The following is a 25,957-nucleotide window of genomic DNA, read 5'->3' on the forward strand; positions in this document are numbered from 1 at the left end:
CAATGATAGCGATGAGAGCTTTGCCAAGGATCCGCCGAACGCCACCGTCTCGGTGTTCAGCAAGGACTATCCGCCCTGCTACTGAGGACTGCACATCGGTGCGATCGGGATGGAGAGTGAATCGGGAGGTTGATTTATCATGAGCATCGTCAGGAACGCTTGTGTCGGTCTCTTCACATCATTTGCCGCCGCGACCGCGCTGATCTCGCCGGCCTCGGCACAGCAAGCCTCAAAGCCCAACATCCTCGTCATCATGGGCGATGACATCGGGTACTGGAACATCAGCGCCTATAATCGCGGCATGATGGGCTACCGCACGCCCAACATCGACCGCATCGCCAACGAAGGCGCGATCTTCACCGACTATTACGGTCAGCAATCCTGCACCGCAGGCCGCGCGGCGTTCATCACTGGCCAAAGTCCGTTGCGGACAGGACTCTTGAAGGTGGGCCTGCCGGGAGCGAAGGAAGGCCTGTCGGGACAGGATCCGACCATTGCCGACTTGCTCAAGCCGCAGGGCTACGCGACCGGGCAGTTCGGCAAGAACCATCTCGGGGATCGCAATGAATTCCTGCCAACGGTGCATGGCTTCGATGAATTCTTCGGCAACCTCTATCATTTGAATGCCGAAGACGAGCCGGAACATCCGGACTATCCGAAAAATCCCGCGTTCAGGGCGCAGTTTGGTCCTCGTGGCGTCTTGAAATGCATCGCAACCACCGTCGATACGCCGGGTGACGATCCCCGGTTCGGCCCGTGGGGCAAACAAAAGTGCGAGGATACCGGACCGCTCACCAAAAAGCGCATGGAGACAGTCGACGAGGAATTCCTTCGCGCATCAGTTGATTTCATCGACCGCGCAAATCGCGACAAGAAGCCTTTCTTTGTTTGGTTCAATTCGAGCCGCATGCACATCTGGACGCGTCTCAAGCCTGAATCGCAGGGCAAGACCGGTCTTGGCATCTATCCTGACGGCATGGTGGAGCATGACGGGCAAGTCGGACAATTGCTGAAACAGCTCGACGATCTCGGCATCGCCAACAACACGATCGTGATCTACACTACCGATAACGGCGCGGAGGCATTCTCTTGGCCGGACGGCGGCACGACGCCCTTCCGAGGTGAGAAGAACACCAACTGGGAGGGTGGCTATCGCGTCCCGGCGATGGTGCGCTGGCCCGGCCTGGTGCCGCCACGCACCGAGATCAACGAGATCTTCTCAGCCGAGGACTGGGCAACCACGTTGGTCGCCGCGGCCGGCGAGCCCGACATCAAGAGCAAGCTGTTGGTCGGCTACGATGCGGCAGGCAAAAACTTCAGGGTTCACCTCGACGGTTACGACCAGCGCGACCTCCTCGCCCGCAAGGGCGCCGACAAGCGCCGCGAATTCTTCTACTGGACGGACGACGGCAACCTCGCCGGTCTTCGCTACGACCAATGGAAAGCCGTGTTTATGGAACAGAAGGCCCATGGATTCGATGTTTGGGCACAGCCGCTGGTGCCGCTCCGGCTGCCGTCACTGTTCAACCTCCGCTCCGATCCGTTCGAGCGGGCCCAGCACGAAGCCGGCGACTACGTGAGATGGTTCGTCGAGCATGCCTTCGTGCTACTGCCGGCGCAATCGCTTGTGGCGCAACATCTCGTAAGTTTCCAGCAATTTCCGCCGCGCCAGAAGCCGGGCTCATTCTCCGTGGACCAGGCGATGGAGAAGCTCCGGAACCCCCCATCCAATAACTAACCGACGCATATTCTCCGGCCGAGGGGATTGCACCATGAAACCGATCATCCGTTTTCCTGCTGTCAATCGCCGCGTCCTTCTCTCGTCGCTGGCGATGCTTCCGGTCCTGTCCGCCTCGCTCCATTCCACCTCCGCAGTGGCGCAAGCGCAACGCGATCCGCTGCCGTCCTGGAACGACGGCGTGACCAAATCGTCGATCCTCGACTTCGTCGCGCGCGTCACAGCGCAAAACGAGCCTTACTTCGTGCCGGTCGAGCAGCGCATCGCGACCTTCGATAATGACGGCACCCTTTGGATCGAGCAGCCGATGTACGTGCAGCTGGCTTTCGCGCTCGACCGCGTGAAAGCCATGGCTCCCCGGCATCCGGAGTGGAAGGACAAGCAGCCCTTCAAGGCGGTGCTTGAGGACGACATGAAGACCTTGGCCGAATCCGGCGAGCGTGGACTGGTGGAACTGGTCCTGGTGACGCATGCCGGCATGACGACGGATGAATTCGCCAAGATCGTCTCCGACTGGCTCGCGACTGCGCGCCATCCGCGCTTCAAGCGCCTCTACACCGAGCTCGTTTATCAGCCGATGCTGGAATTGCTCGCGTACCTCCGCGCCAATGGTTTCAAGACCTTCATCGTATCAGGCGGCGGCATCGAGTTCATGCGGCCGTGGACCGAGCGGATCTACGGGGTGCCGCCGGAGCAGGTTGTCGGCTCGTCCATCAAAACGCGATTCGAGATGCGCGACGCGACGCCAGTGCTGGTCCGCCTGCCTGAGGTCAATTTCATCGACGACAAGACCGGCAAGCCGATTGGCATCAACGAGCACATTGGGCGCCGCCCGATCGCGGCCTTCGGCAACTCCGATGGCGATCTCGAAATGCTGCAATGGACGACGCTCACCGGTGGTGCGCGGTTCGGCCTGATCGTCCACCATACTGACGCCGAACGCGAATATGCCTATGACCGCCACTCGCATTTCGGGCGGCTTGACAAAGCGCTGGACGCTGCGGCCATCAACAAGTGGACCGTGGTCGACATGAAGAAGGACTGGAAGAGGATCTTTCCAGTTGATTAGTGGCGAAATGTCGGTGCTCTTGCCGTTGTAGATCAGCGGGAAGAGTGCCGGGTTTCCCATATAGCCGCCGTCCCAATAGGCATCGCCGTCGATCTCGCCACGTGAAACATCGTGGGGTCACACGCCGAAGCCACGGAAATTTCATTTTGGGCGAAGACCTTCATCTTGCAGGTACGAACGTTCGTCGCAGAGAGAAGGAGATTTACCGCAGCACTTTCATCTACCGCCGGCGCCTGAGGGAATCATGGGCCCGTAATAGGCGCCCCAGCGGCCCCACATGTCGCGGCTCCCGTACCCGCTGAAATTGCCGTTCGGATTGCCATAATTCGGATACGAGACGACTGGCGGCGCCGCGTCGCTATACATGGGATAAGTTCTGACTTTCGACTTGTGACGAACTGTGTGGGCAAATGCGCAGGTGCTGGAGAGCGCAAACGCAGAGGCTAGTGCAATTGCCATAAGTTTCATGGTTGTCTCCTTTGCTGCTTAGATAAGAGACAGCCGCACCATCACCAATAAAACCTTTGTTAGCTGCGATTTGGCCGACGGGTGCCATAGTGGTGCCAAGCGGAGCTAACCGCGCAGCGATGGTCTTCTCGCTGGTGCTGACGGCTCCGGCCGTCATCAATATGCGATCGAGCCTTCGGCGGGCTCTCGCATGGGGCAGTCGCTCTGAGGTATTATTTCACCGTTTGCATATTGGTTCCCGAGCTGAAGCTCGGCAACGGCGTCGCCTTGTTCAGCAGCCTTCCGAAACCATAGTGCTGCGACTGAATCGTCCTGCTACCCGGCCATATTCCTGTTGTAGCGCCTGTGGCTCTTTGGTCGCAGTATTCATCTTTTTTCTGGCAACTGAACCCCGGCTGAATTTACTTGGTGAGCCCCGTTTGCCCCAGGGGTACGATGTTCCCGAATTTTATGGGAAGGCGACATACTAGAGGAAGATAGGAAGGCGACACACTTACAGGGCACAAGATGACGGCGAGAATTGCACTGACTGCGGCGAAAAGCGGGCGGCCAATCTCAGCACATCGACGCAGACTTGGCGTTGCTGCAATCGTCCTGGCGCCCGCGATCATGTTTTTTTCCAATTGTGCGTTGGCCGACGAAAACGGCATCAGCTTCTGGGTCCCTGGCTTCTTTGGAAGCCTCGCGGCCACGCCACAGCAGCCGGGTTGGTCGCTGGCGACGATCTACTACCATACCTCCGTATCCGCCGGCGCCGACGTCGCGCGTGCGCGTGAATTCACTCTCGGCAGGATTCCGGCCAACCTTACGGTAAACGCAAATCTGAATTTGAATGTCAACGCCACCGGCAATCTTGGCTTTGTGGCCCCGAGCTATGTATTCGCGACGCCGGTGCTCGGCGGCCAGGCGTCGGTGTCACTCTTGGCAGCCTATGGCGTCGTGGGCACCAGCCTGGCGGGGACCTTGTCAGGAGTGATCACGGGCCCGTTCGGCAACAGCGTCCCCTTCGCGCGGTCCGACACCATCAGCGACACGACATGGGGCTTTGGGGATCTGGTGCCGCAATTCGCCTTGCGCTGGAATGCCGGCGTCCACAATTACATGAGCTATGTCACCGGCAACATCCCGGTTGGCGCTTACCAATCCGACCGTCTGTCAAATCTGGGCATCGGACACGGCTCGATCGACGCCGGCGGCGGCTACACCTATTTCAATCCGCAAACCGGCCATGAATTCTCCGGCGTGCTCGGCTTCACCTACAATTTCAAGAATACAGCGACGCAGTATCAGAGTGGCGTCGACATGCACTTCGACTGGGGTGCATCGCAGTTCCTTACGAAGGAGGTCATGGTTGGTCTCGTGGGCTATGTCTACAAGGAGCTTGGCTGCGACAGCGGTTCAGGCGACCGTGTCGGCTGCTTCCGGTCCCAGGTGGTTGGCGTCGGTCCCCAGATCGGGTTCCTGTTTCCGGTCGGCGACATGCAGGGCTATCTCAATTTAAAGGCTTACGGAGAGTTTGCCGCAGAGAATCGCCCCCGTGGCTGGAATACCTGGGTGACCTTTGCCATCTCGCCGCCCGCGCCCGCTCCGCCTCCGACAACAAAGCCGATCGTCAGAAAATATTAGGATCATCCAACGCGCCGGCTTGCCGGCTCTCGAAGAGTGATCTTGCGCAAGACCCTCAGCGGCGCCGCGGACAAATCATCAGCCCGTTGCTGACCAGCCTTATCGCGTTCGTCTGCATCGTCGCGGGCGCCTCGTTCGGCGTGTTCCTGCGCAACAGCGTCTAGCAATCAACACTTGCAAAAAACTGCCGCCTTACTTGGGCGGCTTTTTTGCTGTCTTCTTGTTCAGGCGGTCTTGCTCTTGCGCCAGGGTGCGCCACGCCTCTTCCATACGCTTAAAGGCTAATTTTGTCTCTTCGTCTTCAGCGCGTTCGGCAAGGAAGGCACAGTCCTCAGCGTTATCACGGAAAATATCAGACGAACTCATACGGCTTACGTGAGCCGCCCAAAACCAATTTCAACCGGATTGTTCCGTGAAATGTTTGTAAGATTGGGTAGTCAAGCTAGGATGAAGATAAACTACGGGCCTTTTTATCGTCATTCAATATCTTGCGACCGGTCAAGGTCGTTGCATACATTGGCAATTGGCGCCGTCTCTTCCGGCTCTTTCGATCCACTTTGGACGCTTGTTCAGACATTTTTGAACATGAGGTCACGCCATGACACCAGAGGAAGCTCTACGAAATATTCTAAATCTCGTAGATGGATCGGACGAAATGGAAGACGTTCACGCTCTGCAGATACTTTTACAGAGCGTGAAGACGTTAGCTGAGAAGGGCTTGGGGCGCTCGGAATAGCTCCCAGAGCGAAGAGGGTGCTGCACTGCTATCCCTCGCTGCCGGACCACGTTTGAAGATCGTGTCGAGCGCCGTAGGTGTTGATCTCGCAGATTTCGATGTCCGTGCCCAACCACAGATCGCACAACATCAGGACGCCGGTTCTTTATCTTTGTAAATCAGCTTGAGAGCAACCGCGGTCGAGCACGAGGCTCAGCCCTTGCCCGAGGCAAACGGCGCGCAAGGAAGATTGAGAAGCGCACTCGCTCGTAAACTGCGCCTAGACCAGACGGTAGCAGGACGGGTCAGTTCCTACTGCGCGGGAGTTGGGAAGTGCTTTTCAAGCCAGGTTCGCCACATTGACTCCTCCCGTTTTGCAATGCTCGTTGCATCGTCGCCAAACAGGAAGAACCGCACGGACAGGAATGTCATCCCGCCCATCGGCAAGGCGAAGAGGTGCGCGAAGCCCGGCGCGGGCTGGTCCAGCCGGACCACCAACTCGGGATGGTCTTGCGGCCCTGTTCGTTCGACGACGCCCTCGAGTGCCTGCGTGTCCGAAGGTGTGACCACGCGCCGTTGTTCAGTCGCATTCGCCAGGCCCAAGGGTTCAACCAGCTTTCGCCATGCATCAGCTACAGGTTCCGAAGACGGGACCAGGAGCTGAAAAGCCGAGCCGTGCTGCCCGGGAAAATGCGTGAGGTAGAGGCGGAGCAGGCGGAAGAAGGAGATCCATCCGTAGCTGTGGCCCTCGAACTGATCATCCCAATCATCGGAACTCGCGAACCACCGATGGACCACGCGAACGGTGCAAAGCCCGCCGGACTTTGCCTCGACGGTCCACTCCGTCGCTACCGTTCCCGACGCACCCGGTGCTTTTGCGACAAATCGCTTGGGCGGGTCCCAAGCTGCGATGGTGGCGACCGCATCCATGCTTCCATCGGAAGCGAAATGCGAAACGGTGGTTCCTCCGGTACGGCCTTCGAGTTCGCTCGGTACAAACCATGCAGAGATTCCAGGTCCCGTTGCGATCGCGTTCCAGACTTCCTCTGGTGTACCGGGGATATCCACTTCGGCTTCGACTGAGCGATTGCCGGTCGCATCTTTTTTTACTGGCATTGAAACTACCTTCCTTGCGGATTGGCCGGTGAAGGATGCGCCGTCACGACAAGGCGATGGGAGCGTCCCTGCGGCGCGGTTTCGTCGTGATAGCGTGCCGTGAGTGTGGTGATGGCCTCAGTCAATTCACGCGTGAACGAGGCGCGATCGGCGGCGGAGCGGAAGCGGATTTCGGTGTCGATCGCCAAGGTCGCCAGGCGCTTGCCGGCATCCACGGCGGCGCGTTGGAGGGCCCCGATCTCCCGCACCAGCCGAGCGCCGAGCGCGATGAGGTAGCTCGCCGACAGGCGGTCGGCGGTGCGATCCGGATCGGCGCCGACCGGGCCCAGCGCGCTCGTCGAGACGACATAGGCGGTGGCGCTCGCCACCATGAGCCGCTCCGTCAGGCCGCCCCACTTCCGCGTGTCAGCAACTTGGACAAGCCCGTGCTCCTCCAGAGCATGCAGGTGGTAGTTGATCTTCTGCCGCTTGAGACCGAGCCGTGTAGCGAGGGTAGCGGCCGAGGCGGGCTCCCGCAGTTCAGCCAGAAGTTGGCTCCGAACGGGCTCCAACGCGGCGGCGGCCGCGCTCGGCCGATCTATGACTTCGATATCGAGCATGCCGCCCCACATTGACAAATTTTCCTGTCAATGCCATTGACGACCAAATTTGTCAATAGCTGCGGCGGCCTCAGATTGCAGACAGACGGCTGCTGGAAGCGCAGAGTCACGTGTCGATTGAGCTTAGGCATTTACGGTACGCTGAGGTGGCGGAACGCTGTGGCAGTTTCCGCAAAGCAGCGGATCTGCTCGCTCTCAAGCAGTCCAATCTCAGCCGGAGAGTCCGGGATCTGGAGGAGCAGCTCGGGATTGCCTTGTTCGAGCGGACGAATGGCGGCGTCAGGCCGACAGCGGCGGCCGGGACTTTCTATACCGAAGTGGCGCGCCCGAAGAGATTCGAACTCCTGACCCCTAGATTCGTAGTCTAGTGCTCTATCCAGCTGAGCTACGGGCGCGTTTTTCGCTGACGTTTCGAAGGGCGCAAAGCCCGCCGATGCCGCATCCATGCAATTGCGAAAACTGTTCAGAGGTCGCGAAAGCGCGCCATAGCTACCGGCTCCCGCCCGGCTTGGCAAGCTCCGCAACGCGGCATCTGAAGGTCGATCAGCGCAGACGGATCGGGCAAAAAGCCCGCAAAACGAGCCAATGACACCAGGCGGTTAAGCCCGCGCCCGCTGGTTGCGCACGCTCAGGAGTTCCACCGGCCGGTCCGGTATCGCGATCCGGAAGGTCGCGCCGATGGTGCCTTCGACGAGATTGATCTCACCGCCATGGGCACGGACCAGTTCGGCGGCGATCGCGAGGCCGAGCCCACTGCCGCCGGGCCTGCCGGAGGTCTGGAACGCCTCGAACAGATGCTCGCTGGCCTTCGCGGGAACGCCGGGGCCGGTGTCGGAAACCTCGATGATCGCCACCGCGCCTTCGCGCCGCCCGGTGATGCGGATCTGCTGGGCGGCGTCGCTCCGCGCACGGCTCTCGAGCGCCTGCGCCGCGTTGCGGACCAGATTGAGCAGCACGCGAAACAGCTGATCGGGATCGGCATCGATGGTCAGCCCGCGCTCGATCGCGCTGATCCAGGTGATCGACACATCCGATGCAAGCCCGGCGGATTCGCGGACCTCGGCGACCACAGGCTCGACCAGCATCATCCGGCGGTCGGGGGCAGCCTCCTGCGCGCGGCCATAGGACAGCGTCGACTGGCAGAACGCGATGGCGCGTTCCAGCGAGCGCATCAGCTTCGGCGCGAAGCGCTGCACCCGCGGATCGGGCACGCTGGCGAGTTGGTCCGAAAGCAGTTGCGAGGACGCCAAAAGGTTGCGCAGATCGTGGTTGATCTTCGACACCGCAAGCCCGAGTGCCGCGAGCCGGCTCTTCTGATGCAGCATCGACGCCAGATCGCGCTGCATGTCGGACAATTCGCGTTCAGCGACGCCGATCTCGTCGCTGCGTTGACTGGGCGCGATGATCCGCGCCGAACTCTCGGGATTCTCGTGGAAGCCGACAAGGCTCGCGGTCAGACGCCGCATCGGCCGCACGAACAGATAATGCAGCGCCAGATAAACCAGGCCCGCGGTAAGGATCGCGATCACCAGCGAGACCAGCAGCAGATTGCGGGAAAACCGGTACATCGCCTGACGCAACGGCTTTTCGTCGATCACGACCTCGATGAATTGCCCGCCGCCGCGCGTCGGACCGACCACGCGGATCGCCTGGTTCCCGCTTTCAAGCATGATCTCGAACGAATTGACGATCGCGGACCACGCCGTCTCTGTTCGCATATCGATATCGTGGTCGATCGCCGGCGGCAAACCGGCTGAGGCCAATAGCCGGCGTTGCTGCCCCATCTTGATCGCGACTGCGCGCGCGCCGATGCTGCCGAGGATTTGCCGGGCCAGCGACTCCGGCACCATACCCGAGGGGGCGGCATCCAGCACCAGCGCCGCGGTGTTCGCCGCCGCCAGCCGGTCGTTCAGCCGGTTCATCCGGAAATTGGCAATCGCGGGCACATAAATCAGTATTTCCGCGATCATGACGAGCGGAATGGTGAGCAGCAACAGCTTGCCCGACAGACCGAGGCGGCGCGACGGCATTGGCCGCGGTCCCGTTGTCGGCTGTTCGTCGGTCAGGGCCACGATATCTGCCTTCGATGGCCAGCGCATGATCCGCCAAGGGTTGGCGGCTCAACGGCAAGATCATGCGGCAACCAAGTTTTTAAGCGCGACCGGACCCAAAACCAGTGCCCATTTCTGCTGATCGCGCTCTGTTTCAGGATGCGTTCTGTTCCCGAACCGGTCAAATTACAGTTCGATAATGTATGCCGGTTCCGGATCTAATGCGCGGCAGACCGAGTTGCCATCCTCGCGCGCAAAAACACCGCAAACATTGATGTATCCGCTTGAATTGCACTATTTCGTGGCACCTCAATGGCGACGAGCGGCAGATTGACGAAAACCGGTCGCTCCCGTATAAGCCGCGGCAATTGTCCGCGATGACCCGGTTCGACCGGGGCGGCTCTATTTGGGCCGAAATGGCCCGCTTTGGGCCGACCAGCATCATCGGACTTACCTCATTATCAGGCAAATTGCCCGGTCAGCGGAGAACGACCCGTGAAGCGGACTTATCAACCCAGTAAACTGGTGCGCAAGCGCCGCCACGGCTTCCGCGCCCGCCTTGCGACGACCGGCGGCCGCAAGGTCCTTGCCGCACGTCGCGCCCGCGGTCGCAAGCGTCTGAGCGCCTGAGCCGGGCTTCCCGGAGAGTTCATCATGGATCGGTTAAGGCAGCGGGCGGACTTCCTCGCCGTTGCCAATGGCGCGCGGGCCAACAGCGCGGCCTTCGTGGTGCAAAGCAGGCACCGCGACGATAACGGCCCGATCCGGGTCGGCTTCACCGTTACCAAAAAGAACGGCACCGCCACCGAGCGCAATCGCATCCGGCGCCGGCTTCGCGAACTGGTGAAACGCCTGGACGGCATATCAATGCGACCGCACAGTGATTATGTGCTAGTCGGCCGTCGTGCCGCCTTGAACCGCGACTTTGCGGCCATGCTTGACGATCTCCGCTCGGCGCTCAATCGCCCCGACCGGCCACCACATCGACCGTCCAAAGCGTTTTCGAGCGAAGTGGATACCGGTTCGCATAAAGAAAACACGTCAAAAAAAGACTCTAGCGCAAGCCGCAAACCGAATTGAATGACGAGACCATAAATTATGACCGATAATCGCAACACCATCCTCGCCGTCATTCTGTCGGGCCTTGTGCTGATCGCCTGGCAATATTTCTACAACGCGCCGCAGATGGAAAAGCAGCGCGCCGCGCAGCAGGCCCAGAGTGAGTTGGTGAAGCCCGCGCCGCAGGCCACGCCGGGCAGCGGCACCCCGCAAACCGGCACCGCGCCTGCCCCTTCGGCCAACGCGCCAGGGGCGAATCAGCCCCTCTCCGCTGCACCCGTCAGTCGCGACACCGCGCTTGCCGCTTCTCCGCGCGTCAAGATCGACACCCCGCGCGTTTCGGGCAGCATTTCGCTGAAAGGCGCGCGCATCGACGATCTGTCGCTGGTGCAATTCCGCGACACCGTGGACCCCCAATCGCCCGCCATCGTGCTGTACTCGCCTTCGGGCACGGCTGAACCCTATTATGCGGAATTCGGTTGGGTGCCCGCGACCGGTTCGACGGTGAAGCTTCCCGATCGGGACACGCTGTGGCAGCAGGAAGGTACGGGCAGCCTGACGCCAACCAGCCCGGTGACCCTGAAATATAACAATGGCGACGGCCTCACCTTCCGCCGCACCATTGCGATCGACGACCGCTACCTCTTCACCATCAAGGATGACGTCACCAACGTCGGCAACGCGCCGGTCACGCTTTATCCGTTCGCGTTGATTTCGCGCCACGGCACCCCGCACGTCGCGGGCTATTACATCCTGCACGAAGGGCTGATCGGTTATCTCGGCGACCAGGGCCTGCAGGAATACAGTTACCACAAAATCGACGAGGCCAAGGCGGTCAACTTCAAGGTCACCAACGGCTGGCTCGGCATCACCGACAAGTACTGGGCATCCGCATTGCTGCCGGACACCACCGCGCAGTTGCAGGCGCGGTTCTCGTCCAACCTCGTGGGCGCAGTGCGGACCTATCAGACCGATTATCTGCAGGATCCGCAAACCATCGCGATCGGCGGCACCGGCAGCGCCAATGCGCGGCTGTTCGCCGGAGCCAAGGAAGCCCGCGTCGTCGGCATCAATTTTCCGCTCGCCGGTCTCGGCGGCTACAACAAGCAGCTTGAACTCAATCACTTCGATCTGCTGATCGACTGGGGCTGGTTCTATTTCATCACCAAGCCGATGTTCCTGGCGCTGGACTGGTTTTATCATCTGGTCGGCAATTTCGGCGTCGCCATTCTGCTGGTGACGGTGCTGGTGAAGCTGATTTTCTTCCCGCTTGCCAACAAATCCTACGCGTCGATGGCGAAGATGAAATCGGTGCAGCCGCAGTTGCTTGCGCTGAAAGAGCGCTATCCGGACGACAAGGTGAAGCAGCAGCAGGAGATGATGGAAATCTACAAGAAGGAGAAGATCAACCCGATTGCCGGTTGTCTTCCCGTCATGCTGCAGATTCCGGTGTTCTTCTCGCTCTACAAGGTGCTGTTCGTCACCATCGAAATGCGGCATGCGCCGTTCTTTGGCTGGATCAAGGACCTGTCGGCGCCCGATCCGACCACGATCTTCAACCTGTTCGGACTTATCCCGTTCGATCCGATGGTGCTCGGACCGCATGTCGGCCCCTATCTGATGCTCGGCATTTGGCCGATCATCATGGGCATCACGATGTGGGTCCAGATGAAGCTCAATCCGACGCCGCCGGATCCGACCCAGAAGATGATCTTCGACTGGATGCCGCTGATCTTCACCTTCATGCTGGCGTCGTTCCCGGCCGGTCTCGTGATCTACTGGGCCTGGAACAATTTGCTTTCGGTGCTGCAGCAGAGCTACATCATGCGCCGCAACGGCGTGAAGGTTGAATTGTTCGACAATCTCAGGGCCACGTTCGCTCCGAAGAAGGCGACGTAGCACGTCTCAAAACCTCATCCTGAGGAGCGGCCGCCAGGCCGCGTCTCGAAGGATGGGCCCCAGCCCTCATGGTTCGAGACGGCGCTAAGCGCCTCCTCACCATGAGGAGAATTGCCATTAGGGCCTCGCATGAATTCCGACATCGATGCGAAGCTGATCGAGCAGGGCCGCAAACTGTTCGCGGGCGACTGGCAGTTCTTCTGGGCGGCGCCGTCGATCGAAACGTTGCCGCCGATGGCCGGCATCGAGGTCGCCTTTGCCGGCCGCTCCAATGCCGGCAAATCGAGCCTGATCAATGCGCTGACCGGCCGCAACTCGCTGGCGCGGACGTCGCACACGCCGGGCCGCACCCAGGAACTGATCTTCTTCGAAGGCCCCGACGATGCCGGCTTCCGGCTGGTCGATATGCCCGGCTACGGCTACGCCTCCGCGCCCAAGGCCAAGGTGGCGTCATGGACCGCGCTGATCCACAAGTTCCTGCAGGGCCGCAGCAATCTGGCGCGGGTCTATGTGCTGATCGACGGCCGGCACGGCCTCAAGGAGGTCGACCTCGACGTGCTGAAGACGCTCGACAAATCGGCCGTCAGCTATCAGGTCGTCCTCACCAAGGCCGATCAGGTGAAGTCAACTGAGCTGGAGCAGCGCATCGCCGCCACCGCGGCCGCGCTCGCCAAACATCCCGCCGCCTTTCCCGAAGTCTTGGTGACGTCCTCGCGCACCGGCGCCGGAATGCCGGAATTGCGCGCGGCGATGGTGCGTCTGCTCGGGGAGCGCCGTTGACGATGGAGCCTCGGCTGGTTCGTATCCTCATCATATTGGCCGGCGTCATGGGCGCCGACGGCGTCATCCTGGCGGCGGCATCCGCGCATCAGCCCGATGCGACGCGGCTGGCCTCGGCTTCATCGATGCTGCTGTTTCATGCAACCGCCGTGCTTGCCGTCGTGGCGCTGGCTGAGCGTGGCGTCATCCACCTCCGGATCGGAATCACTGCGGCATTCGGATTCGTGATCGCGGCAGCTTTGTTCGCGGGCGATCTGACCTTAAGGCAGTACGCTGGCCACGGCCTATTCCCGATGGCCGCGCCGACCGGCGGCACGCTCCTGATCGTCAGCTGGCTTTTGCTGGCGGTGGCCGCGACATGGCCAAAGCGACGTTGAAGCGGAAGATTCTTTCTTCCTTCTCCCTTTGTGGGCGAAGGGAAGAATGCGGGGGGCACTTTGCGCCGCGTCGACCAATCAGATAGAAACCGGCCCACCCGCTGACCGTGAGACCCGCTTCATGACCGACGCGCCGTATATCAGTCCGCTCGATCAGGCCCGCATCCTGTCCGAGGCGCTGCCGCACATGCAGCAGTATGACGAGGAAACCATCGTCATCAAGTATGGCGGCCATGCCATGGGCGCCGAAGACCTCGCGAAAGCCTTCGCGCGTGACATCGTTCTGCTGGAACAGACCGCCATCAATCCGGTGGTGGTGCATGGCGGCGGACCGCAGATCGCGACCATGCTGAAGCGGCTTGGCATTCAGTCGGAATTCGCCGCCGGCCTGCGCATCACCGACGCCGCCACCATCGAGATCGTCGAAATGGTGCTGGCGGGTTCGATCAACAAGCAGCTGGTCGGCTATATCAACGAGGCCGGCGGCAAAGCGGTCGGCCTGTGCGGCAAGGACGGCAACATGGTGACGGCGTCGAAGGTGGCGCGGACCATGGTCGATCCGGATTCGAACATCGAAAAGGTGGTCGATCTCGGCTTTGTCGGCGAGCCCCAGAAGGTCGATCTGACGCTCCTGAACCAGCTGATCGGCCATGAATTGATCCCGGTGCTGGCGCCGCTGGCAACATCGCGGACCGGGGAGACTTTCAACGTCAACGCCGACACCTTTGCCGGCGCGGTGGCGGGCGCGCTGAAGGCCAAGCGGCTGTTGCTTTTGACCGACGTTTCCGGCGTGCTCGACAAGTCGAAGAAACTCATTCCGCAACTGTCGGTGAAGGACGCGCGCAAGCTGATCGCCGACGGCACCATTTCCGGCGGCATGATTCCGAAGGTCGAAACCTGCATCTACGCGCTCGAGCAGGGCGTACAAGGCGTCGTCATCATCGACGGCAAGACGCCGCACGCGGTACTGCTCGAATTGTTCACCAATCAAGGCACCGGCACGCTGATCCACAAGTGATGATCCGAGCGGCCACGCGAATGAGAGCCGTCACGGCCGGATTTGTTCCGGCCATCGACGTCTTGTTTGGCTGCAAGGACGTGGATACCCGGGATTTCAGGGACCAACACGGCGCGAAGCCCGTCATCGGGCCGCGCGTTGCGCGGGCCCGGTGGCGCCTTTTGTCCGGGCATGACGGTCTAAACACCACGCGACCTTTTTTGTCCGTCGTGAGGTCAGGCCTGATCGCATTGCCCGCAGCGGTGATCTCCTTTCTTTTTCTCGGCCGTGCCCGCTTACGCCGATCTGAAACTCTGCAATCGCATGAGCTATGTGGTCGAAGTCGCGATCGGCATCGACGACAAGGCGGCTACTGCCACCCGCGGATGGTTTCGTATCGATCCCGCAACGTGCCGCGTCGTTGCGCAGGGCACGTTGACCGCCGACCGTATCCTGCTGAACGCACGTGCGCTCGGCGTTTACGGTTCGTCGCCAATCCCGCAGAGCGGCGGCGATACGCTATGCGTCGCGCCCAACAATTTCGTCATCGCCGCGGCCCGCCAGTGCCGCAGCGGGCAAACGCCGGCGCCGTTTACCCAGATCAATCCGACGCGGACCGACGACGGCAACCTGGTGGCCTATCTCGCCGAAGACAGTGAGTATGACGACGAACAGGCAAGGCTCGCCGGCATTCAGCGGCTGTTGGTGATCGCAGGCCATGACGCGGCGCCGATCGACGGCGTCGACGGCCCGAAGACGCAAGCCGCATTGGCGGCGTTCCTGAAAAGCCGCGGGCTGACCGCCGATGTCGTGCAGTCGCCGAAATTTTTCACGACCATGATCGACGCGGTGCAATCGCCGTCCTCCACCGGGCTTACCTGGTGCAACGACACGCCGCACAAGGTCATGGCCGCCGTCGCGACCGACGATGGCAAGGCCGTGATCAGCCGCGGCTGGTATCGCATCGATCCCGGCAAATGCCTGCATCCCGACGTCATCGGTCAACCCAAGCAGATTTTCAGCTTCGCCGAGGCGGTCGACGGCGAAAATCGCACCCTCAAGTTCAAGGAGCGGCCGCTGAACTGGGGTGGCACGACGCAGCTTTGTACGCGCGAGAGCAAGTTCGAGATCAACGAACAGGGCGACTGCGGCACCCGCGGCCTTGCCGTAACCGGTTTTGCCGCCGTCGACATGTCGAGCGGCGGCAAGACGCTGCGCTTCGCGATGCCGTGATGGATCGCCCGGCACTCCCTCGCGTCGTCCCCGCGAACGCGGGGACCCATAACCCCCGGCCTGAGTTTTGGGCTCCCATGTCAACAACGACCGCAGGCAACTTGTACCGTGCTCACCATGACCGCCGCGGCGTATCGGTCCCGGCGTTCGCCGGGACGACGGCTGAGAGGTAAGACGATGAGAATACCCCGCCCCTTCACCCATATCGACACCTGGGTGTTCGATCTCGACAACACGCTGTATCCGCATCACGTCAACCTGTGGCAGCAGGTCGACCTCCGGATCGGCGAATTCGTCAGCGCTTATCTTGGCGTATCCGCCGAAGAGGCGCGCCGGATCCAGAAGGACTACTACCGCCGCTATGGCACCACGATGCGCGGCATGATGACCGAGCACGGCGTGCACGCCGACGACTATCTCGCCTATGTGCATCAGATCGATCATTCGCCGCTCGAGCCGAATCCCGCAATAGGCCTCGCGATCGCCAAACTACCTGGACGCAAGTTGATCCTGACCAACGGCTCGACCGACCATGCCGACAAGGTTTTGCAGCGGCTCGGCATCGGTTCGCATTTCGAGGCGGTGTTCGATATCATCGCCGCCGAACTCGAGCCGAAACCGGCGCCGCAGACCTATCAGAGATTCCTTAGCCTCCATGGCGTTAATCCGCAGACGTCGGCGATGTTCGAGGATCTGGCACGCAATCTCGTGGTGCCGCACCAGCTCGGCATGACCACCGTGCTGGTGGTCCCCGATGGCACCAAGGAAGTCGTGCGCGAAGATTGGGAGCTGGAAGGCCGCGACGCCGCCCACGTCGATCACGTCACCGAGGATCTGACGGGGTTTTTGGAGAAGATCGCGCTGGCCTAGACCTTAACCTCGCCAAATTCCCTGCGGTCATGCCCACGAAAGCGGGCATCCAGTAACCACAGCATTTTCGGTTTCTCACGGACGTCGCGGCGTACTGGATCCCCCGCCTTCGCGGGTATGACAGCAACGCCCTACCTTGACTCTCCGGCCTCAAATCCCGACAAAAGCCTCCCGAATTTGCTGCCGCAACTATCCCATTTTCAAGGAAATCTCGATGTCACTGCCCGCTCTCGAATCCACCATCAACACTGCGTTCGATGCGCGCGACGGCATCTCGACCTCGACCAAGGGCGAAGTCCGTGACGCGGTGGATCACGCGCTCGAACTGCTCGACAAGGGCGAGGCGCGCGTGGCGCTGCGCGAGCCCAGCGGCAAGTGGAAAGTCAATCAGTGGCTGAAGAAGGCGGTGCTGCTGTCGTTTCGCCTCAACGACATGAGCGCGATTTCCGGCGGCCCCGGCAACGCATCATGGTGGGACAAGGTGCCCTCGAAATTTGATGGCTGGGGCGAGAACCGTTTTCGCGACGCCGGCTTTCGTGCGGTGCCCGGGGCCATCGTCCGGCGCTCGGCTTTCATCGCCAGGAACGTCGTGCTGATGCCGTCCTTCGTCAATCTCGGCGCCTATGTCGATGAAAGCACCATGATCGACACCTGGTCCACGGTCGGCTCCTGCGCCCAGATCGGCAAGCGCGTGCACATTTCCGGCGGCGTCGGTATCGGCGGCGTGCTGGAGCCGCTGCAGGCCGAACCCGTCATCGTCGAGGACGACTGCTTCATCGGCGCGCGCTCCGAAGTCGCCGAAGGCGTGATCGTGCGCAAGGGCGCGGTGCTGGCGATGGGCGTATTCCTCGGCGCCTCCACCAAGATCGTCGATCGCGACACCGGCGAAACCTTCATCGGCGAGGTGCCGGAATATGCCGTGGTAGTGCCGGGAACGTTGCCGGCGAGGCCCTTGAAGAACGGCCAGCCCGGCCCCTCTTCCGCCTGCGCCGTCATCGTCAAGCGGGTCGACGAGCGGACCCGCGCCAAGACCAGCATCAACGAACTGCTGCGGGACTGAAACTGACAAGCGATGACTGATGCCCTCTCCATTGCCCGCGATCTCGTCCGCTGCCCTTCGGTAACTCCAGCTGATGCCGGCGCGCTTGGCGTTCTCGAAAATATCCTGAACGCAGCCGGCTTCGAGGTACACCGCGTCACTTTCGGGGAGCCCGGCACCGCGGATATCGACAACCTCTACGCCCGCATCGGCAACAGTGCTCCGCACATCACCTTTGCCGGGCATACCGATGTGGTGCCGCCGGGCGACGAGAGCGCATGGACCCATGGCGCGTTCTCGGGCGAGGTGAAGGACGGTTTTCTCTATGGCCGCGGCGCCGTCGACATGAAAGGCGGCATTGCCTGCAGCGTCGCGGCGGTGCTGGATTATCTCGTCGCCCATGGCGGCGCGCCCAGAGAAGACGGCAAAGGCTCGATCTCGTTTCTGATCACCGGCGACGAGGAAGACGTTTCCGTCAACGGCACGGTCAAGCTGCTGCAATGGGCCGCCGCGCGCGGCGAGAAATTCGACCATTGCGTGCTCGGCGAGCCCAGCAATGTCGAGGCGCTCGGCGATTGTATCAAGGTCGGGCGGCGGGGCTCATTGTCGGGCACGCTCTATGTCGATGGCGTCCAGGGCCACGTCGCCTATCCGCATCGCGCATCGAACCCGGTGCCGGATATATCGGCGTTGATCGTGGCGCTCAGCTACGAGCCGCTCGATCACGGCAGCGCGCAATTCCAGGCCTCGAACCTCGAATTCACGTCAGTAGATGTCGGCAATACCGCAGGTAACGTCATTCCCGGGCTGGCACGGGCGAAGTTCAACATTCGCTTCAACGATCTCCATACCCAGGAGACGCTGCGGACACTGGTCGAGCAGCGCATGGCAAGGACGGCGGGAAATCGGATTCGCGCGCGGATCGTGTGGGAGCCTTCGAACTCCAACGTGTTCGTGACCAAACCCGGCGCCTTCACCGATCTGGCGGTCGCGGCGATCGAAGAGGTCACCGGCCGCCGGCCGGAATTGAGCACCAGCGGCGGCACCTCGGATGCGCGCTTTATCGCGAGCTATTGTCCGGTCATTGAGTTCGGCCTGGTCGGCCAGACCATGCATCAGATCGACGAACGCACGCCGGTCTCCGATCTGGAGAAGCTGACAAAAATCTATCGCGGTGTACTGGATCGCTATTTTGCCAGCTGATCGTCATCGTCCGCGCAGGCGGACGATCCAGTAATCAGCGGCGTCTCGGTCTATTCTCAAAAGCCGCGGCGTACTGGATACCCCGCCTGCGCGGGGTATGACGAAAACCTAACCGCCTGCTATGCCGGAATACAGATCGTCCCAGTTCGGATTGGCCTCCTCGATCAGCCGAATCTTCCAGGCTCGATTCCATGTCTTCAGTCGTTTCTCCCGCTTAATAGCGTTTTCGGCATCATCGAACTGTTCGAATAAACCAACTTGTCGACTTCGTATTTCTTCGTGAAGCTTTCTACAAATTTCAGACGATGTTCTGCAACTCGGCGGACAAGATCACTGGTCACTCCGATATAGAGTGTCCCTCCAATCTTGCTCGCAAGAATGTAGACGTAGAAATTTCTCGCCCCCATCACCGAAGTCTCGGAGTACTGGATCGCCTGGTCAAGCCGGGTGATAACGATCCCCTGATCGTCATCGTCCGCGCAGGCGGACGATCCAGTAGTCAGCGGCGTCTCGGTCTAATCTCAAAAGCCGCGGCGGTACTGGATACCCCGCCGGAGCCTGTCATCGGGCTCGCGGAAGGCAGGAGCCGGTGGGCGGGGTATGACGGGAAGAGTGCCGGATATGACAGCGACCGAGCCTAATAATCCACCCGCACCAGATAGAGGCCGTCCGGCGGCGCGACCGGGCCGCAGGCGGCGCGGTTTCGTGCGGCCAACGCGGCGGCAAGATCATCGGCGCTCCAGCGGCCCTCGCCGACCCACACCAATGAGCCGACCATCGAGCGCACCTGGCTGTGCAGGAATGAACGCGCCGAGGTCAGGACATTGACGGCATCGCCGTCTCTTACGACGTCGAGCTGATCGAGGGTTTTATCCGGCGATTTCGCCTGGCACTCGGTGTCGCGAAAGGTGGTGAAGTCGTGCTTGCCGACCAGCCGCTGCGCGGCAGCGTGCATGGCGTCGGTATCGAGCGGCCTCGGCAGCCGCCAGGCGCGGCCGATGTCGAGCGCCAGATTGGCGCGGCGATTGGCGATGCGATAAAGATAGTGCCGCCGCTTCGCGGAGAACCGCGCTTCGAAAGTATCCGGCACGATTTCCGCTGACAGCACCCCGATCGGATGCGGACGCAGATGCGCATTCAAGCCGTCGCGGAAGCGACCCGGCACGAAGTGTTTCGCGATGTCGCAATGCGCGACCTGCGCCAGGGCATGCACGCCGGCGTCGGTGCGGCCGGCGCCATGAACACGAACCTGCTCGCCGCAGATCGCCTTGACCGCGTCTTCCAGCGCGCCCTGGACCGAGGCGCCATTCTCCTGGATCTGCCAGCCGCAGAACGGCGCGCCGTCATATTCGATGATGAGTTTATAGCGGGGCATGTCGGTGCAACGATCTATACTGTCATTGCCGGGCTTGACCCGGCAATCCATCATCTTCGGAAGGCTCTTGTGAAGATAGATGGATACGCGGGTCAAGCCCGCGTATGACAAGTTGGGTTTGGTTTGACAGTCTACGCGAGCCGCAGCGGCGCCTTCAGCGGCGTGCCGCGCAGGAATTCCTTCGCCTTCATCGGCTTCCCGCCGGCGCGCTGCAGTTCGAGAATCCGGATGGCGCCTTGCTTGCAGGCCACCGCGAGATGATCGTCGAGCAGATCGCCCGGTGAGCCTGAACCATCAGCCAATTCGCAACGCAGGATTTTCACCCGCATCAGTTCGCCCTCGATCGCAATCTCGCACCACGCGCCGGGAAATGGCGACAGCCCGTGAATGTGGCGCAATACCGCGCGCGCTGGCTTGTTCCAGTCGATCCGCGCCTCGGCTTTTTCGATTTTGGCGGCATAGGTTACGCCGTCGTCGCTCTGCTTGGTGAGTTGCAGCATGCCGCGTTCCAGCGCGCCCATCGCGCGGACCATCAGGTCACCGCCAAGCCGCGCCAGCGCATCGTGCAGATCGGCCGCCGTCATGGCATCCGTGATCGCGATGCGTTCGGCCATGGCTATATCGCCGGTATCGAGGCCGGCATCCATCTTCATCACCATCACGCCGGTCTCGGCATCGCCTGCCATGATAGCGCGGTTGATCGGCGCGGCACCGCGCCAACGCGGCAGCAGCGAGGCGTGCAGATTGAAACAGCCGAGCGGCGGCGCATCGAGAATGGTTTGCGGCAGGATCATGCCATAGGCAACGATTACCGCCGCGTCAGCGTTGTGCGCACGAAATTGCCGCTCAGCTTCCGGTGTCTTCAGCGTCGTCGGCGTCAGCACGGGAATGCCGAGTCGCCGCGCTTCCTGCTCCGCTGGCGTTGGCTGCAGCTTCATGCCGCGACCAGCGGGCTTCGCCGCGCGGGTATAGACGGCTGCGATCTCGTGGCCATGGGCCGCAAGCTCCAACAGCGTCGGCACCGCGAAATCGGGCGTGCCCATGAAGATCAAACGGAGGGGCATATTACTTGGTGTCCTGCGGAAGGCGACCAGTTTACTCGTCATGGCCGGGACAAGCCCGGCCATGACGGCTGAGAGGTTTGCGATATCTCTAAAGCCTTACTCCGCCGCGCGTTTGGCGGCTTTTGTGAACTTCTTCAGCACGCGGTCGCGCTTGAGCTTCGACAGATAATCCACGAACAGCACGCCGTTGAGGTGATCGATCTCGTGCTGGATGCAGGTCGCAAACAGGCCCTCGGCGTCTTCCTCATGCACCTTGCCGTCGAGGTCGGTGAAGCGCACCCGCACCTTGGCCGGCCGTTCCACTTCCTCATAATATTCCGGGATCGACAGGCAGCCTTCCTCGTACACCGACATTTCTTCCGACGATGACAGAATTTCCGGATTGATGAAGACCCGCGGCCGCGGCTTGGTCTCGCCGTCTTCGTCTCGCTTGGCGAGATCCATTGTAATCAGCCGCAGCGGCTGGGCGACCTGGATGGCCGCAAGCCCGATCCCGGGCGCGGCGTACATGGTCTCGAGCATGTCGTCGGCGAGCTTGCGCACCTCCGCAGTGACCTTGTCGACAGGTTTGGACACGAGCCGCAACTGCTTGTCCGGCAGGGTGATAATTTCTCTGATAGCCATGGCGGGCGATTTAAGCTGCTGATTTGCCGGGGTCAATGCGCCCTCGCCGCCTGTTAAGCCGTCCTTAACCACGAATCTTAGGCCTTCGTTAACCACGAAAATTAATCTTCAATTCACCATAAATGTTCCCTCTTCGTTCGCGCTTACATCCGAATCGGCTACAAGGGCGACATGAATGAGGTTCTTTTCATGGTCGGCGACCTGCCGGTCCGTACCGGTGCGGCGCTGATCGGTTTCGGCGCGCTGGCACTGCTGTTGCTGCTCACCATCGCCATCGTGATCGCACGATCCGCTCGGCGGGGCGCGGAACTGGCGATGGCGCAGGCCCTTCGCGCCGACGAACTTGAAGAACGCTTGAGCGAAATGCTCCGCGCGCAGAGCGAGGCCACCGGCCGGGCCGATGCCATGGGGCAGGCCTTGGCCGGCCGCCAGGCCGATCTGGCGCGCTCCGTCAACGAGCGGCTGGATTCGGTGACCCATCGCGTCGGCCAATCGATGGAACAGACCACGCGCAACACCATGGACTCCCTGCGCGTGCTGCACGAGCGACTCGGCATCATCGACAATGCGCATAAAAATCTCACGGACCTTACCTCGCAGGTGACCACGCTGCGCGACGTGCTCGCCAACAAGCAATCGCGCGGCGCATTTGGACAAGCGCGGATGGAAGCGATCGTCCAGGACGGCATGCCGAAGGGCTCCTACGAATTCCAGTACACGCTCTCGTCAGGCAAACGGCCGGATTGCGTGGTGTTTCTCCCTGATCAGCGGCCGCTCTGCATCGACGCGAAATTTCCGCTGGAAGCGATGACCGCGCTGCATGACGCGCGCACCGACGAGCAGAAGAAACTCGCCACGCAACGGCTGCGCGCCGACGTGATGAAGCATGTCAGCGATATCGCCGAGAAGTACCTGATAACAGGCGAAACCCAGGATACCGCGCTGATGTTCGTGCCCTCGGAGTCGGTCTATGCCGAGATCCACGACGGCTTTGACGACGTGATCCAGAAGGCCTATCGCGCCCGTGTGGTGCTGGTGTCGCCATCGCTGTTGATGCTGGCGATCCAGGTGATGCAGCAGATTCTCAAGGACGCACGAATGCGCGACGCCGCCGACCAGATTCGCACCGAGGTGCTCAACCTCGGCGACGACCTCGGCCGGTTGCGCGATCGCGTGCTGAAGCTGCAAAACCATTTCGGCCAGGCCAACGAGGATATAAGGCAGGTCCTAATTTCCGCCGACAAGATCGAAAAGCGCGCCGGGCGAATCGAGGAACTGGATTTCAGCAAAGCCGAGGCCCCCGCCGAGACCCCGCGCATCGTCAAACCAGGCACACCGGAGCTGTTTCCGGTTCCCCGCAAGCTGCAAGCGGGGGAGTAGGCGTTTTCTCTTCACCTTTTCCCAGCTTACGGGCAGAGAGAGAAGGCCGGTGCGACTCCTGTACTGTCATCGCTCGGTCAAGCCGGGCGATGACATTATCATTTGTTGCGCCATCATTTGTTGCACCCGAATCTGCTAATACGCCTTCATGACTGCACCTGAAGCCGCGTCAACCGCACCTGAAAATGCCGTCACGCCCCGCGCTTCCTGGCGCGAGGCGTGGGCGGTATATCTGCAGCGGCGGGTGCTGATCGTGCTGCTGCTCGGCTTTTCATCCGGCCTGCCGCTGGCGCTGTCGGGATCGACGCTGCTGGTGTGGATGCGCGAAGCGGGCGTCGATCTCGGCACCATCGGGCTGTTCGCGCTGGTCGGCACGCCCTACACGCTGAAGTTCCTGTGGGCGCCGCTGGTCGATGCGCTGCACGTGCCGTTCTTTACGCGCGCCTTCGGCCGCAGGCGGGGCTGGCTGGTGTTTTCGCAATTGCTGCTGATCGGCGCGATCCTGCTGCTGGCACTGACCGATCCGGCGCGCTCGCCGCTGTTCGTGGCGCTCGGCGCGCTGCTGGTCGCGACCATGTCGTCGACCCAGGACATCGTGGTCGATGCGTTTCGCGTCGAAACCCTGCCCGAGAGTGAGCAGGCCGCCGGCATGGCGTCCTATGTCGCAGCCTACCGGATCGGCATGCTGGTTTCGACCGCGGGCGCGCTGTTCATCGTCAGCGGTTTTGAGGGCAGCGGCATCCCGCGCAACGCGGCGTGGATGTGGGGCTATGTGGTGATGGCCGCCCTGGTGCTGATCGGCACGGTCACTGCGCTCGCCGCCACCGAGCCCGGGCAATCGGCGCGCGCGGAGGCCGCGACCCGCGGCAAGGCCGCGTTCTCACGCGTCATGCATGCGGCCGTCGGGGCGTTTTCCGAATTTCTGGTCCGCAAGCATGCCTGGGCGGCGCTGGCCTTTGTGGTGCTGTTCAAATTCACCGACGCGTTTTCCGGCACCATGACCGCGCCGTTCGTCATCGATCTCGGCTTCACCCGCAACGACTATGCCGCCATCGTCAAGGGCGTGGGCCTCGCCGCGACCCTGATCGGCGGTTTTGCCGGCGGCTACGTGGCGCGGCGCTATTCGCTGGCCGCCAGCCTGTGGATCGGCGGCGTGCTGCAGGCGGTCTCCAATCTGTCGTTCTCGTGGCTGGCCTTCGTCGGCGTCAATCAATGGGCGCTGGCCTTCGCCATATCGGCGGAAAATTTCACCGGCGCGATCGGCACCGTGATCTTCGTCGCCTATCTCTCGGCGCTGTGCCAAAATCCGCTGCACACCGCGACCCAATACGCGCTGCTCACCGCACTGGCCGCGATCGGGCGCACCTACCTGTCCTCGGGCGCGGGCTATGTGGCAACGGCGACGGGCTGGCCGCTGTTCTTCGTAATCTCCATGGTCGTCGCGGTGCCGAGCCTGATCCTGCTGGCGTGGCTGCAGCGGCGCGGTCATTTTGAGACGCTGGAGCCGGCGAAGATTTAGCGACCCACGAACTTGATCGTCATCATCCGCGAAAGAGGATGATCCAGTATTCGAGAGCCGTGCGCATATGAAACAGGCGTCACAGCCTACTGGATCGCCCGGTCAGCCGGGCGACGACGGTACTTGTCAATGCTTCGCCACCACCCTCCATTTCGTGACCACGGCTTCGCTCATCTGCCCGGCTTCCTCCGCACAGGCGACTTCGTCGATCTTCAGCGAAATTTCCTTGCCGACAAAGCCTTTCAACTGCGCCGTCTGGGCGTCATTGTTGGTGACGATCTGAAATGTCTCCGGCCCGGTCTCGAGATTGCAAAGCCCGTTGGGCGGCGGCAGCCGGTGCGGTCCGCTGACGAGTTGGAAGGTGTCGACGCGCTTGCCATTGGCGCGGCTGCGCATGGCGCTGAGTTGCCCGGTCAAAACGTCGCCGTTCTTGATCACCTGCTGCGCCTGGGCGTCGAATGCGCCCGCCAGCACGATCGCCAGAACAGCCGCGGCCAGCGCGGAACGTTTACCGAAGTCGCTTCTCGTCATGTGTCCTCTGATGCCAGTTCAGAACAACGTACGCTGCCGCATGGCGGCAGACAGCGTGCCTTCATCGAGATAGTCGAGCTCGCCGCCGACCGGTACGCCATGGGCAAGCCTCGTTACCTTGACACCTGCCTCCTGCAGGAGGTCGGTGATGTAGTGCGCGGTGGTCTGGCCGTCGACCGTTGCATTCAATGCCAGAATGATTTCGCTCACGCGCGGATCGTGCGCGCGCGCCACCAGCGCATCAATGGTCAGATCCTGCGGGCCGACGCCATCGAGCGGCGACAGCGTCGCACCCAGCACATGATAGAGACCATTGGTCGCGTGCGCGCGCTCCAGCGCCCAGAGGTCGGCGACGTCGGCGACCACAACGATGATCGAAGGATCGCGCCGCGGGTCGGTACACACTGTGCAGGGATTTTGGGTGTCGATGTTGCCGCAGGTCTTGCAGACCTGAATCTTGTCAATGGCCACCTGCAGCGCGGCGGAAAGCGGCGTCATCAGCGCTTCGCGCTTCTTGATCAGGTGCAACGCCGCGCGCCGCGCCGAACGCGGACCGAGCCCCGGCAGCCGCGCCAGCAGCTGGATCAGGCGTTCGATTTCAGGACCGGCAACCGCACTGGCCATA

25 protein-coding genes, 1 tRNA gene and 2 pseudogenes are annotated in these 25,957 nt (G+C 61.6%); 16 read left to right on the forward strand and 12 right to left on the reverse strand.

What is annotated here, in order from left to right:
• The first annotated feature begins 139 nt into the window (after positions 1 to 139).
• Complete coding sequence (locus N554_RS0134825) at positions 140 to 1,738, forward strand: arylsulfatase (protein WP_051677883.1); 1,599 nt, start codon at positions 140 to 142, stop codon at positions 1,736 to 1,738.
• 94 nt (positions 1,739 to 1,832) lie between these two features.
• Positions 1,833 to 2,807 carry an HAD family hydrolase gene (locus tag N554_RS0134830; RefSeq protein WP_051677891.1) on the forward strand — a complete coding sequence of 325 codons (975 nt, stop codon included), beginning with the start codon at positions 1,833 to 1,835 and terminating at the stop codon, positions 2,805 to 2,807.
• 216 nt (positions 2,808 to 3,023) lie between these two features.
• Here the strand turns inward: N554_RS0134830 and N554_RS40740 are convergent, their stop codons facing one another.
• Positions 3,024 to 3,275, reverse strand: coding sequence for a hypothetical protein (locus tag N554_RS40740; protein ID WP_156042278.1), 252 nt, complete (start codon positions 3,273 to 3,275; stop codon positions 3,024 to 3,026).
• Between the two features lie 609 nt (positions 3,276 to 3,884).
• Between N554_RS40740 and N554_RS0134835 the strand changes: the two genes are divergently transcribed.
• A complete protein-coding gene (locus N554_RS0134835) occupies positions 3,885 to 4,901 on the forward strand; it encodes a SphA family protein (protein WP_036055100.1) in 1,017 nt (338 codons plus the stop codon).
• Between the two features lie 192 nt (positions 4,902 to 5,093).
• On the opposite strand, the gene N554_RS41445 is transcribed toward N554_RS0134835, so the two are convergent.
• The 3 genes from N554_RS41445 to N554_RS0134860 all read right to left on the reverse strand — a co-directional run bounded on the left by N554_RS41445 (position 5,094) and on the right by N554_RS0134860 (position 7,331).
• Complete coding sequence (locus N554_RS41445) at positions 5,094 to 5,267, reverse strand: hypothetical protein (protein WP_197033843.1); 174 nt, start codon at positions 5,265 to 5,267, stop codon at positions 5,094 to 5,096.
• Positions 5,268 to 5,928: 661 nt separating this feature from the next.
• Complete coding sequence (locus tag N554_RS0134855) at positions 5,929 to 6,732, reverse strand: SRPBCC family protein (RefSeq protein WP_029587676.1); 804 nt, start codon at positions 6,730 to 6,732, stop codon at positions 5,929 to 5,931.
• A 5-nt stretch (positions 6,733 to 6,737) separates the two neighbouring features.
• A complete protein-coding gene (locus tag N554_RS0134860) occupies positions 6,738 to 7,331 on the reverse strand; it encodes an ArsR/SmtB family transcription factor (RefSeq protein ID WP_029587677.1) in 594 nt (197 codons plus the stop codon).
• Between the two features lie 146 nt (positions 7,332 to 7,477).
• Here N554_RS0134860 and N554_RS39415 point away from each other — a divergent pair, with 146 nt between their 5' ends.
• A complete protein-coding gene (locus N554_RS39415; protein ID WP_245283821.1) occupies positions 7,478 to 7,699 on the forward strand; it encodes a helix-turn-helix domain-containing protein in 222 nt (73 codons plus the stop codon).
• Here N554_RS39415 and N554_RS0134865 read toward each other — a convergent pair.
• Positions 7,650 to 7,726 (reverse strand) — tRNA-Arg (locus N554_RS0134865). The two genes, N554_RS39415 and N554_RS0134865, sit on opposite strands and share 50 nt — an antisense overlap.
• Before the next feature lie 204 nt (positions 7,727 to 7,930).
• The gene (locus N554_RS0134875) at positions 7,931 to 9,361 is read right to left on the reverse strand and encodes an ATP-binding protein (protein WP_051677892.1); all 1,431 of its coding nucleotides are present in this window, start codon (positions 9,359 to 9,361) and stop codon (positions 7,931 to 7,933) included.
• A 516-nt stretch (positions 9,362 to 9,877) separates the two neighbouring features.
• Between N554_RS0134875 and rpmH the strand changes: the two genes are divergently transcribed.
• The 10 genes and pseudogenes from rpmH to dapE all read left to right on the forward strand — a co-directional run bounded on the left by rpmH (position 9,878) and on the right by dapE (position 18,839).
• A complete protein-coding gene (rpmH, locus tag N554_RS0134880; protein WP_006609582.1) occupies positions 9,878 to 10,012 on the forward strand; it encodes a 50S ribosomal protein L34 in 135 nt (44 codons plus the stop codon).
• A gap of 24 nt (positions 10,013 to 10,036) precedes the next feature.
• Complete coding sequence (rnpA, locus tag N554_RS0134885) at positions 10,037 to 10,462, forward strand: ribonuclease P protein component (RefSeq protein WP_029587680.1); 426 nt, start codon at positions 10,037 to 10,039, stop codon at positions 10,460 to 10,462.
• A gap of 18 nt (positions 10,463 to 10,480) precedes the next feature.
• Complete coding sequence (gene yidC, locus N554_RS0134890; protein ID WP_029587681.1) at positions 10,481 to 12,340, forward strand: membrane protein insertase YidC; 1,860 nt, start codon at positions 10,481 to 10,483, stop codon at positions 12,338 to 12,340.
• A gap of 129 nt (positions 12,341 to 12,469) precedes the next feature.
• Positions 12,470 to 13,120, forward strand: coding sequence for a ribosome biogenesis GTP-binding protein YihA/YsxC (yihA, locus tag N554_RS0134895; protein WP_029587682.1), 651 nt, complete (start codon positions 12,470 to 12,472; stop codon positions 13,118 to 13,120).
• A 2-nt stretch (positions 13,121 to 13,122) separates the two neighbouring features.
• On the forward strand, positions 13,123 to 13,497 hold the full coding sequence (locus tag N554_RS0134900) for a DUF423 domain-containing protein (RefSeq protein WP_029587683.1): 375 nt from the start codon (positions 13,123 to 13,125) through the stop codon (positions 13,495 to 13,497).
• 121 nt (positions 13,498 to 13,618) lie between these two features.
• On the forward strand, positions 13,619 to 14,515 hold the full coding sequence (gene argB, locus N554_RS0134905; protein WP_029587684.1) for an acetylglutamate kinase: 897 nt from the start codon (positions 13,619 to 13,621) through the stop codon (positions 14,513 to 14,515).
• A gap of 224 nt (positions 14,516 to 14,739) precedes the next feature.
• Positions 14,740 to 15,727: pseudogene (locus tag N554_RS37060) on the forward strand (DUF1036 domain-containing protein).
• Positions 15,728 to 15,904: 177 nt separating this feature from the next.
• Positions 15,905 to 16,597, forward strand: a complete 693-nt coding sequence (locus tag N554_RS0134915; protein WP_029587685.1) for a pyrimidine 5'-nucleotidase — start codon at positions 15,905 to 15,907, stop codon at positions 16,595 to 16,597.
• A 214-nt stretch (positions 16,598 to 16,811) separates the two neighbouring features.
• Positions 16,812 to 17,657, forward strand: coding sequence for a 2,3,4,5-tetrahydropyridine-2,6-dicarboxylate N-succinyltransferase (dapD, locus tag N554_RS0134920; protein WP_029587686.1), 846 nt, complete (start codon positions 16,812 to 16,814; stop codon positions 17,655 to 17,657).
• A 12-nt stretch (positions 17,658 to 17,669) separates the two neighbouring features.
• Complete coding sequence (gene dapE / locus N554_RS0134925; RefSeq protein ID WP_029587687.1) at positions 17,670 to 18,839, forward strand: succinyl-diaminopimelate desuccinylase; 1,170 nt, start codon at positions 17,670 to 17,672, stop codon at positions 18,837 to 18,839.
• 108 nt (positions 18,840 to 18,947) lie between these two features.
• Here the strand turns inward: dapE and N554_RS39420 are convergent.
• From N554_RS39420 to def, 4 genes and pseudogenes are all read right to left on the reverse strand, one after another.
• Positions 18,948 to 19,246: pseudogene (locus tag N554_RS39420) on the reverse strand (GIY-YIG nuclease family protein).
• 230 nt (positions 19,247 to 19,476) lie between these two features.
• On the reverse strand, positions 19,477 to 20,214 hold the full coding sequence (gene truA / locus N554_RS0134935) for a tRNA pseudouridine(38-40) synthase TruA (RefSeq protein WP_029587688.1): 738 nt from the start codon (positions 20,212 to 20,214) through the stop codon (positions 19,477 to 19,479).
• A 131-nt stretch (positions 20,215 to 20,345) separates the two neighbouring features.
• On the reverse strand, positions 20,346 to 21,278 hold the full coding sequence (fmt, locus tag N554_RS0134940) for a methionyl-tRNA formyltransferase (protein WP_029587689.1): 933 nt from the start codon (positions 21,276 to 21,278) through the stop codon (positions 20,346 to 20,348).
• A 96-nt stretch (positions 21,279 to 21,374) separates the two neighbouring features.
• Positions 21,375 to 21,902, reverse strand: a complete 528-nt coding sequence (gene def, locus N554_RS0134945) for a peptide deformylase (RefSeq protein ID WP_029587690.1) — start codon at positions 21,900 to 21,902, stop codon at positions 21,375 to 21,377.
• Between the two features lie 171 nt (positions 21,903 to 22,073).
• Between def and N554_RS0134950 the strand changes: the two genes are divergently transcribed.
• Both N554_RS0134950 and N554_RS0134955 read left to right on the forward strand, forming a co-directional pair.
• Complete coding sequence (locus N554_RS0134950; protein WP_029587691.1) at positions 22,074 to 23,282, forward strand: DNA recombination protein RmuC; 1,209 nt, start codon at positions 22,074 to 22,076, stop codon at positions 23,280 to 23,282.
• 148 nt (positions 23,283 to 23,430) lie between these two features.
• Complete coding sequence (locus N554_RS0134955) at positions 23,431 to 24,801, forward strand: AmpG family muropeptide MFS transporter (protein WP_029587692.1); 1,371 nt, start codon at positions 23,431 to 23,433, stop codon at positions 24,799 to 24,801.
• 126 nt (positions 24,802 to 24,927) lie between these two features.
• Here the strand turns inward: N554_RS0134955 and N554_RS0134960 are convergent, their stop codons facing one another.
• Both N554_RS0134960 and recR read right to left on the reverse strand, forming a co-directional pair.
• Positions 24,928 to 25,332, reverse strand: coding sequence for a hypothetical protein (locus N554_RS0134960; RefSeq protein WP_029587693.1), 405 nt, complete (start codon positions 25,330 to 25,332; stop codon positions 24,928 to 24,930).
• 18 nt (positions 25,333 to 25,350) lie between these two features.
• Positions 25,351 to 25,956 (reverse strand): recombination mediator RecR, encoded by a 606-nt coding sequence (recR, locus tag N554_RS0134965; protein ID WP_029587694.1) that lies wholly within the window; start codon positions 25,954 to 25,956, stop codon positions 25,351 to 25,353.
• Position 25,957: the final 1 nt, after the last annotated feature.

The sequence above is a fragment of the Bradyrhizobium sp. URHD0069 genome (genome assembly GCF_000701345.1).
In the GTDB taxonomy this organism is placed as follows: Bacteria; Pseudomonadota; Alphaproteobacteria; order Rhizobiales; family Xanthobacteraceae; genus Bradyrhizobium.

Bases quoted from the DNA above. Each gene is read 5' to 3' on its own strand.
- N554_RS40740 (WP_156042278.1), bottom strand. From the start codon at position 3,275: ATGAAACTTATGGCAATTGCACTAGCCTCTGCGTTTGCGCTCTCCAGC.
- dapD (WP_029587686.1), top strand. From the start codon at position 16,812: ATGTCACTGCCCGCTCTCGAATCCACCATCAACACTGCGTTCGATGCG.
- N554_RS0134835 (WP_036055100.1), top strand. From the start codon at position 3,885: ATGTTTTTTTCCAATTGTGCGTTGGCCGACGAAAACGGCATCAGCTTC.
- N554_RS0134825 (WP_051677883.1), top strand. From the start codon at position 140: ATGAGCATCGTCAGGAACGCTTGTGTCGGTCTCTTCACATCATTTGCC.
- N554_RS0134915 (WP_029587685.1), top strand. From the start codon at position 15,905: ATGAGAATACCCCGCCCCTTCACCCATATCGACACCTGGGTGTTCGAT.
- N554_RS0134950 (WP_029587691.1), top strand. From the start codon at position 22,074: ATGAATGAGGTTCTTTTCATGGTCGGCGACCTGCCGGTCCGTACCGGT.
- def (WP_029587690.1), bottom strand. From the start codon at position 21,902: ATGGCTATCAGAGAAATTATCACCCTGCCGGACAAGCAGTTGCGGCTC.
- truA (WP_029587688.1), bottom strand. From the start codon at position 20,214: ATGCCCCGCTATAAACTCATCATCGAATATGACGGCGCGCCGTTCTGC.
- N554_RS0134860 (WP_029587677.1), bottom strand. From the start codon at position 7,331: ATGCTCGATATCGAAGTCATAGATCGGCCGAGCGCGGCCGCCGCCGCG.
- N554_RS0134855 (WP_029587676.1), bottom strand. From the start codon at position 6,732: ATGCCAGTAAAAAAAGATGCGACCGGCAATCGCTCAGTCGAAGCCGAA.
- rnpA (WP_029587680.1), top strand. From the start codon at position 10,037: ATGGATCGGTTAAGGCAGCGGGCGGACTTCCTCGCCGTTGCCAATGGC.
- N554_RS0134875 (WP_051677892.1), bottom strand. From the start codon at position 9,361: ATGCCGTCGCGCCGCCTCGGTCTGTCGGGCAAGCTGTTGCTGCTCACC.
- yidC (WP_029587681.1), top strand. From the start codon at position 10,481: ATGACCGATAATCGCAACACCATCCTCGCCGTCATTCTGTCGGGCCTT.
- yihA (WP_029587682.1), top strand. From the start codon at position 12,470: ATGAATTCCGACATCGATGCGAAGCTGATCGAGCAGGGCCGCAAACTG.
- recR (WP_029587694.1), bottom strand. From the start codon at position 25,956: ATGGCCAGTGCGGTTGCCGGTCCTGAAATCGAACGCCTGATCCAGCTG.
- N554_RS41445 (WP_197033843.1), bottom strand. From the start codon at position 5,267: ATGAGTTCGTCTGATATTTTCCGTGATAACGCTGAGGACTGTGCCTTC.
- N554_RS0134830 (WP_051677891.1), top strand. From the start codon at position 1,833: ATGCTTCCGGTCCTGTCCGCCTCGCTCCATTCCACCTCCGCAGTGGCG.
- dapE (WP_029587687.1), top strand. From the start codon at position 17,670: ATGACTGATGCCCTCTCCATTGCCCGCGATCTCGTCCGCTGCCCTTCG.
- N554_RS0134900 (WP_029587683.1), top strand. From the start codon at position 13,123: ATGGAGCCTCGGCTGGTTCGTATCCTCATCATATTGGCCGGCGTCATG.
- argB (WP_029587684.1), top strand. From the start codon at position 13,619: ATGACCGACGCGCCGTATATCAGTCCGCTCGATCAGGCCCGCATCCTG.
- N554_RS0134955 (WP_029587692.1), top strand. From the start codon at position 23,431: ATGACTGCACCTGAAGCCGCGTCAACCGCACCTGAAAATGCCGTCACG.
- fmt (WP_029587689.1), bottom strand. From the start codon at position 21,278: ATGCCCCTCCGTTTGATCTTCATGGGCACGCCCGATTTCGCGGTGCCG.
- N554_RS0134960 (WP_029587693.1), bottom strand. From the start codon at position 25,332: ATGACGAGAAGCGACTTCGGTAAACGTTCCGCGCTGGCCGCGGCTGTT.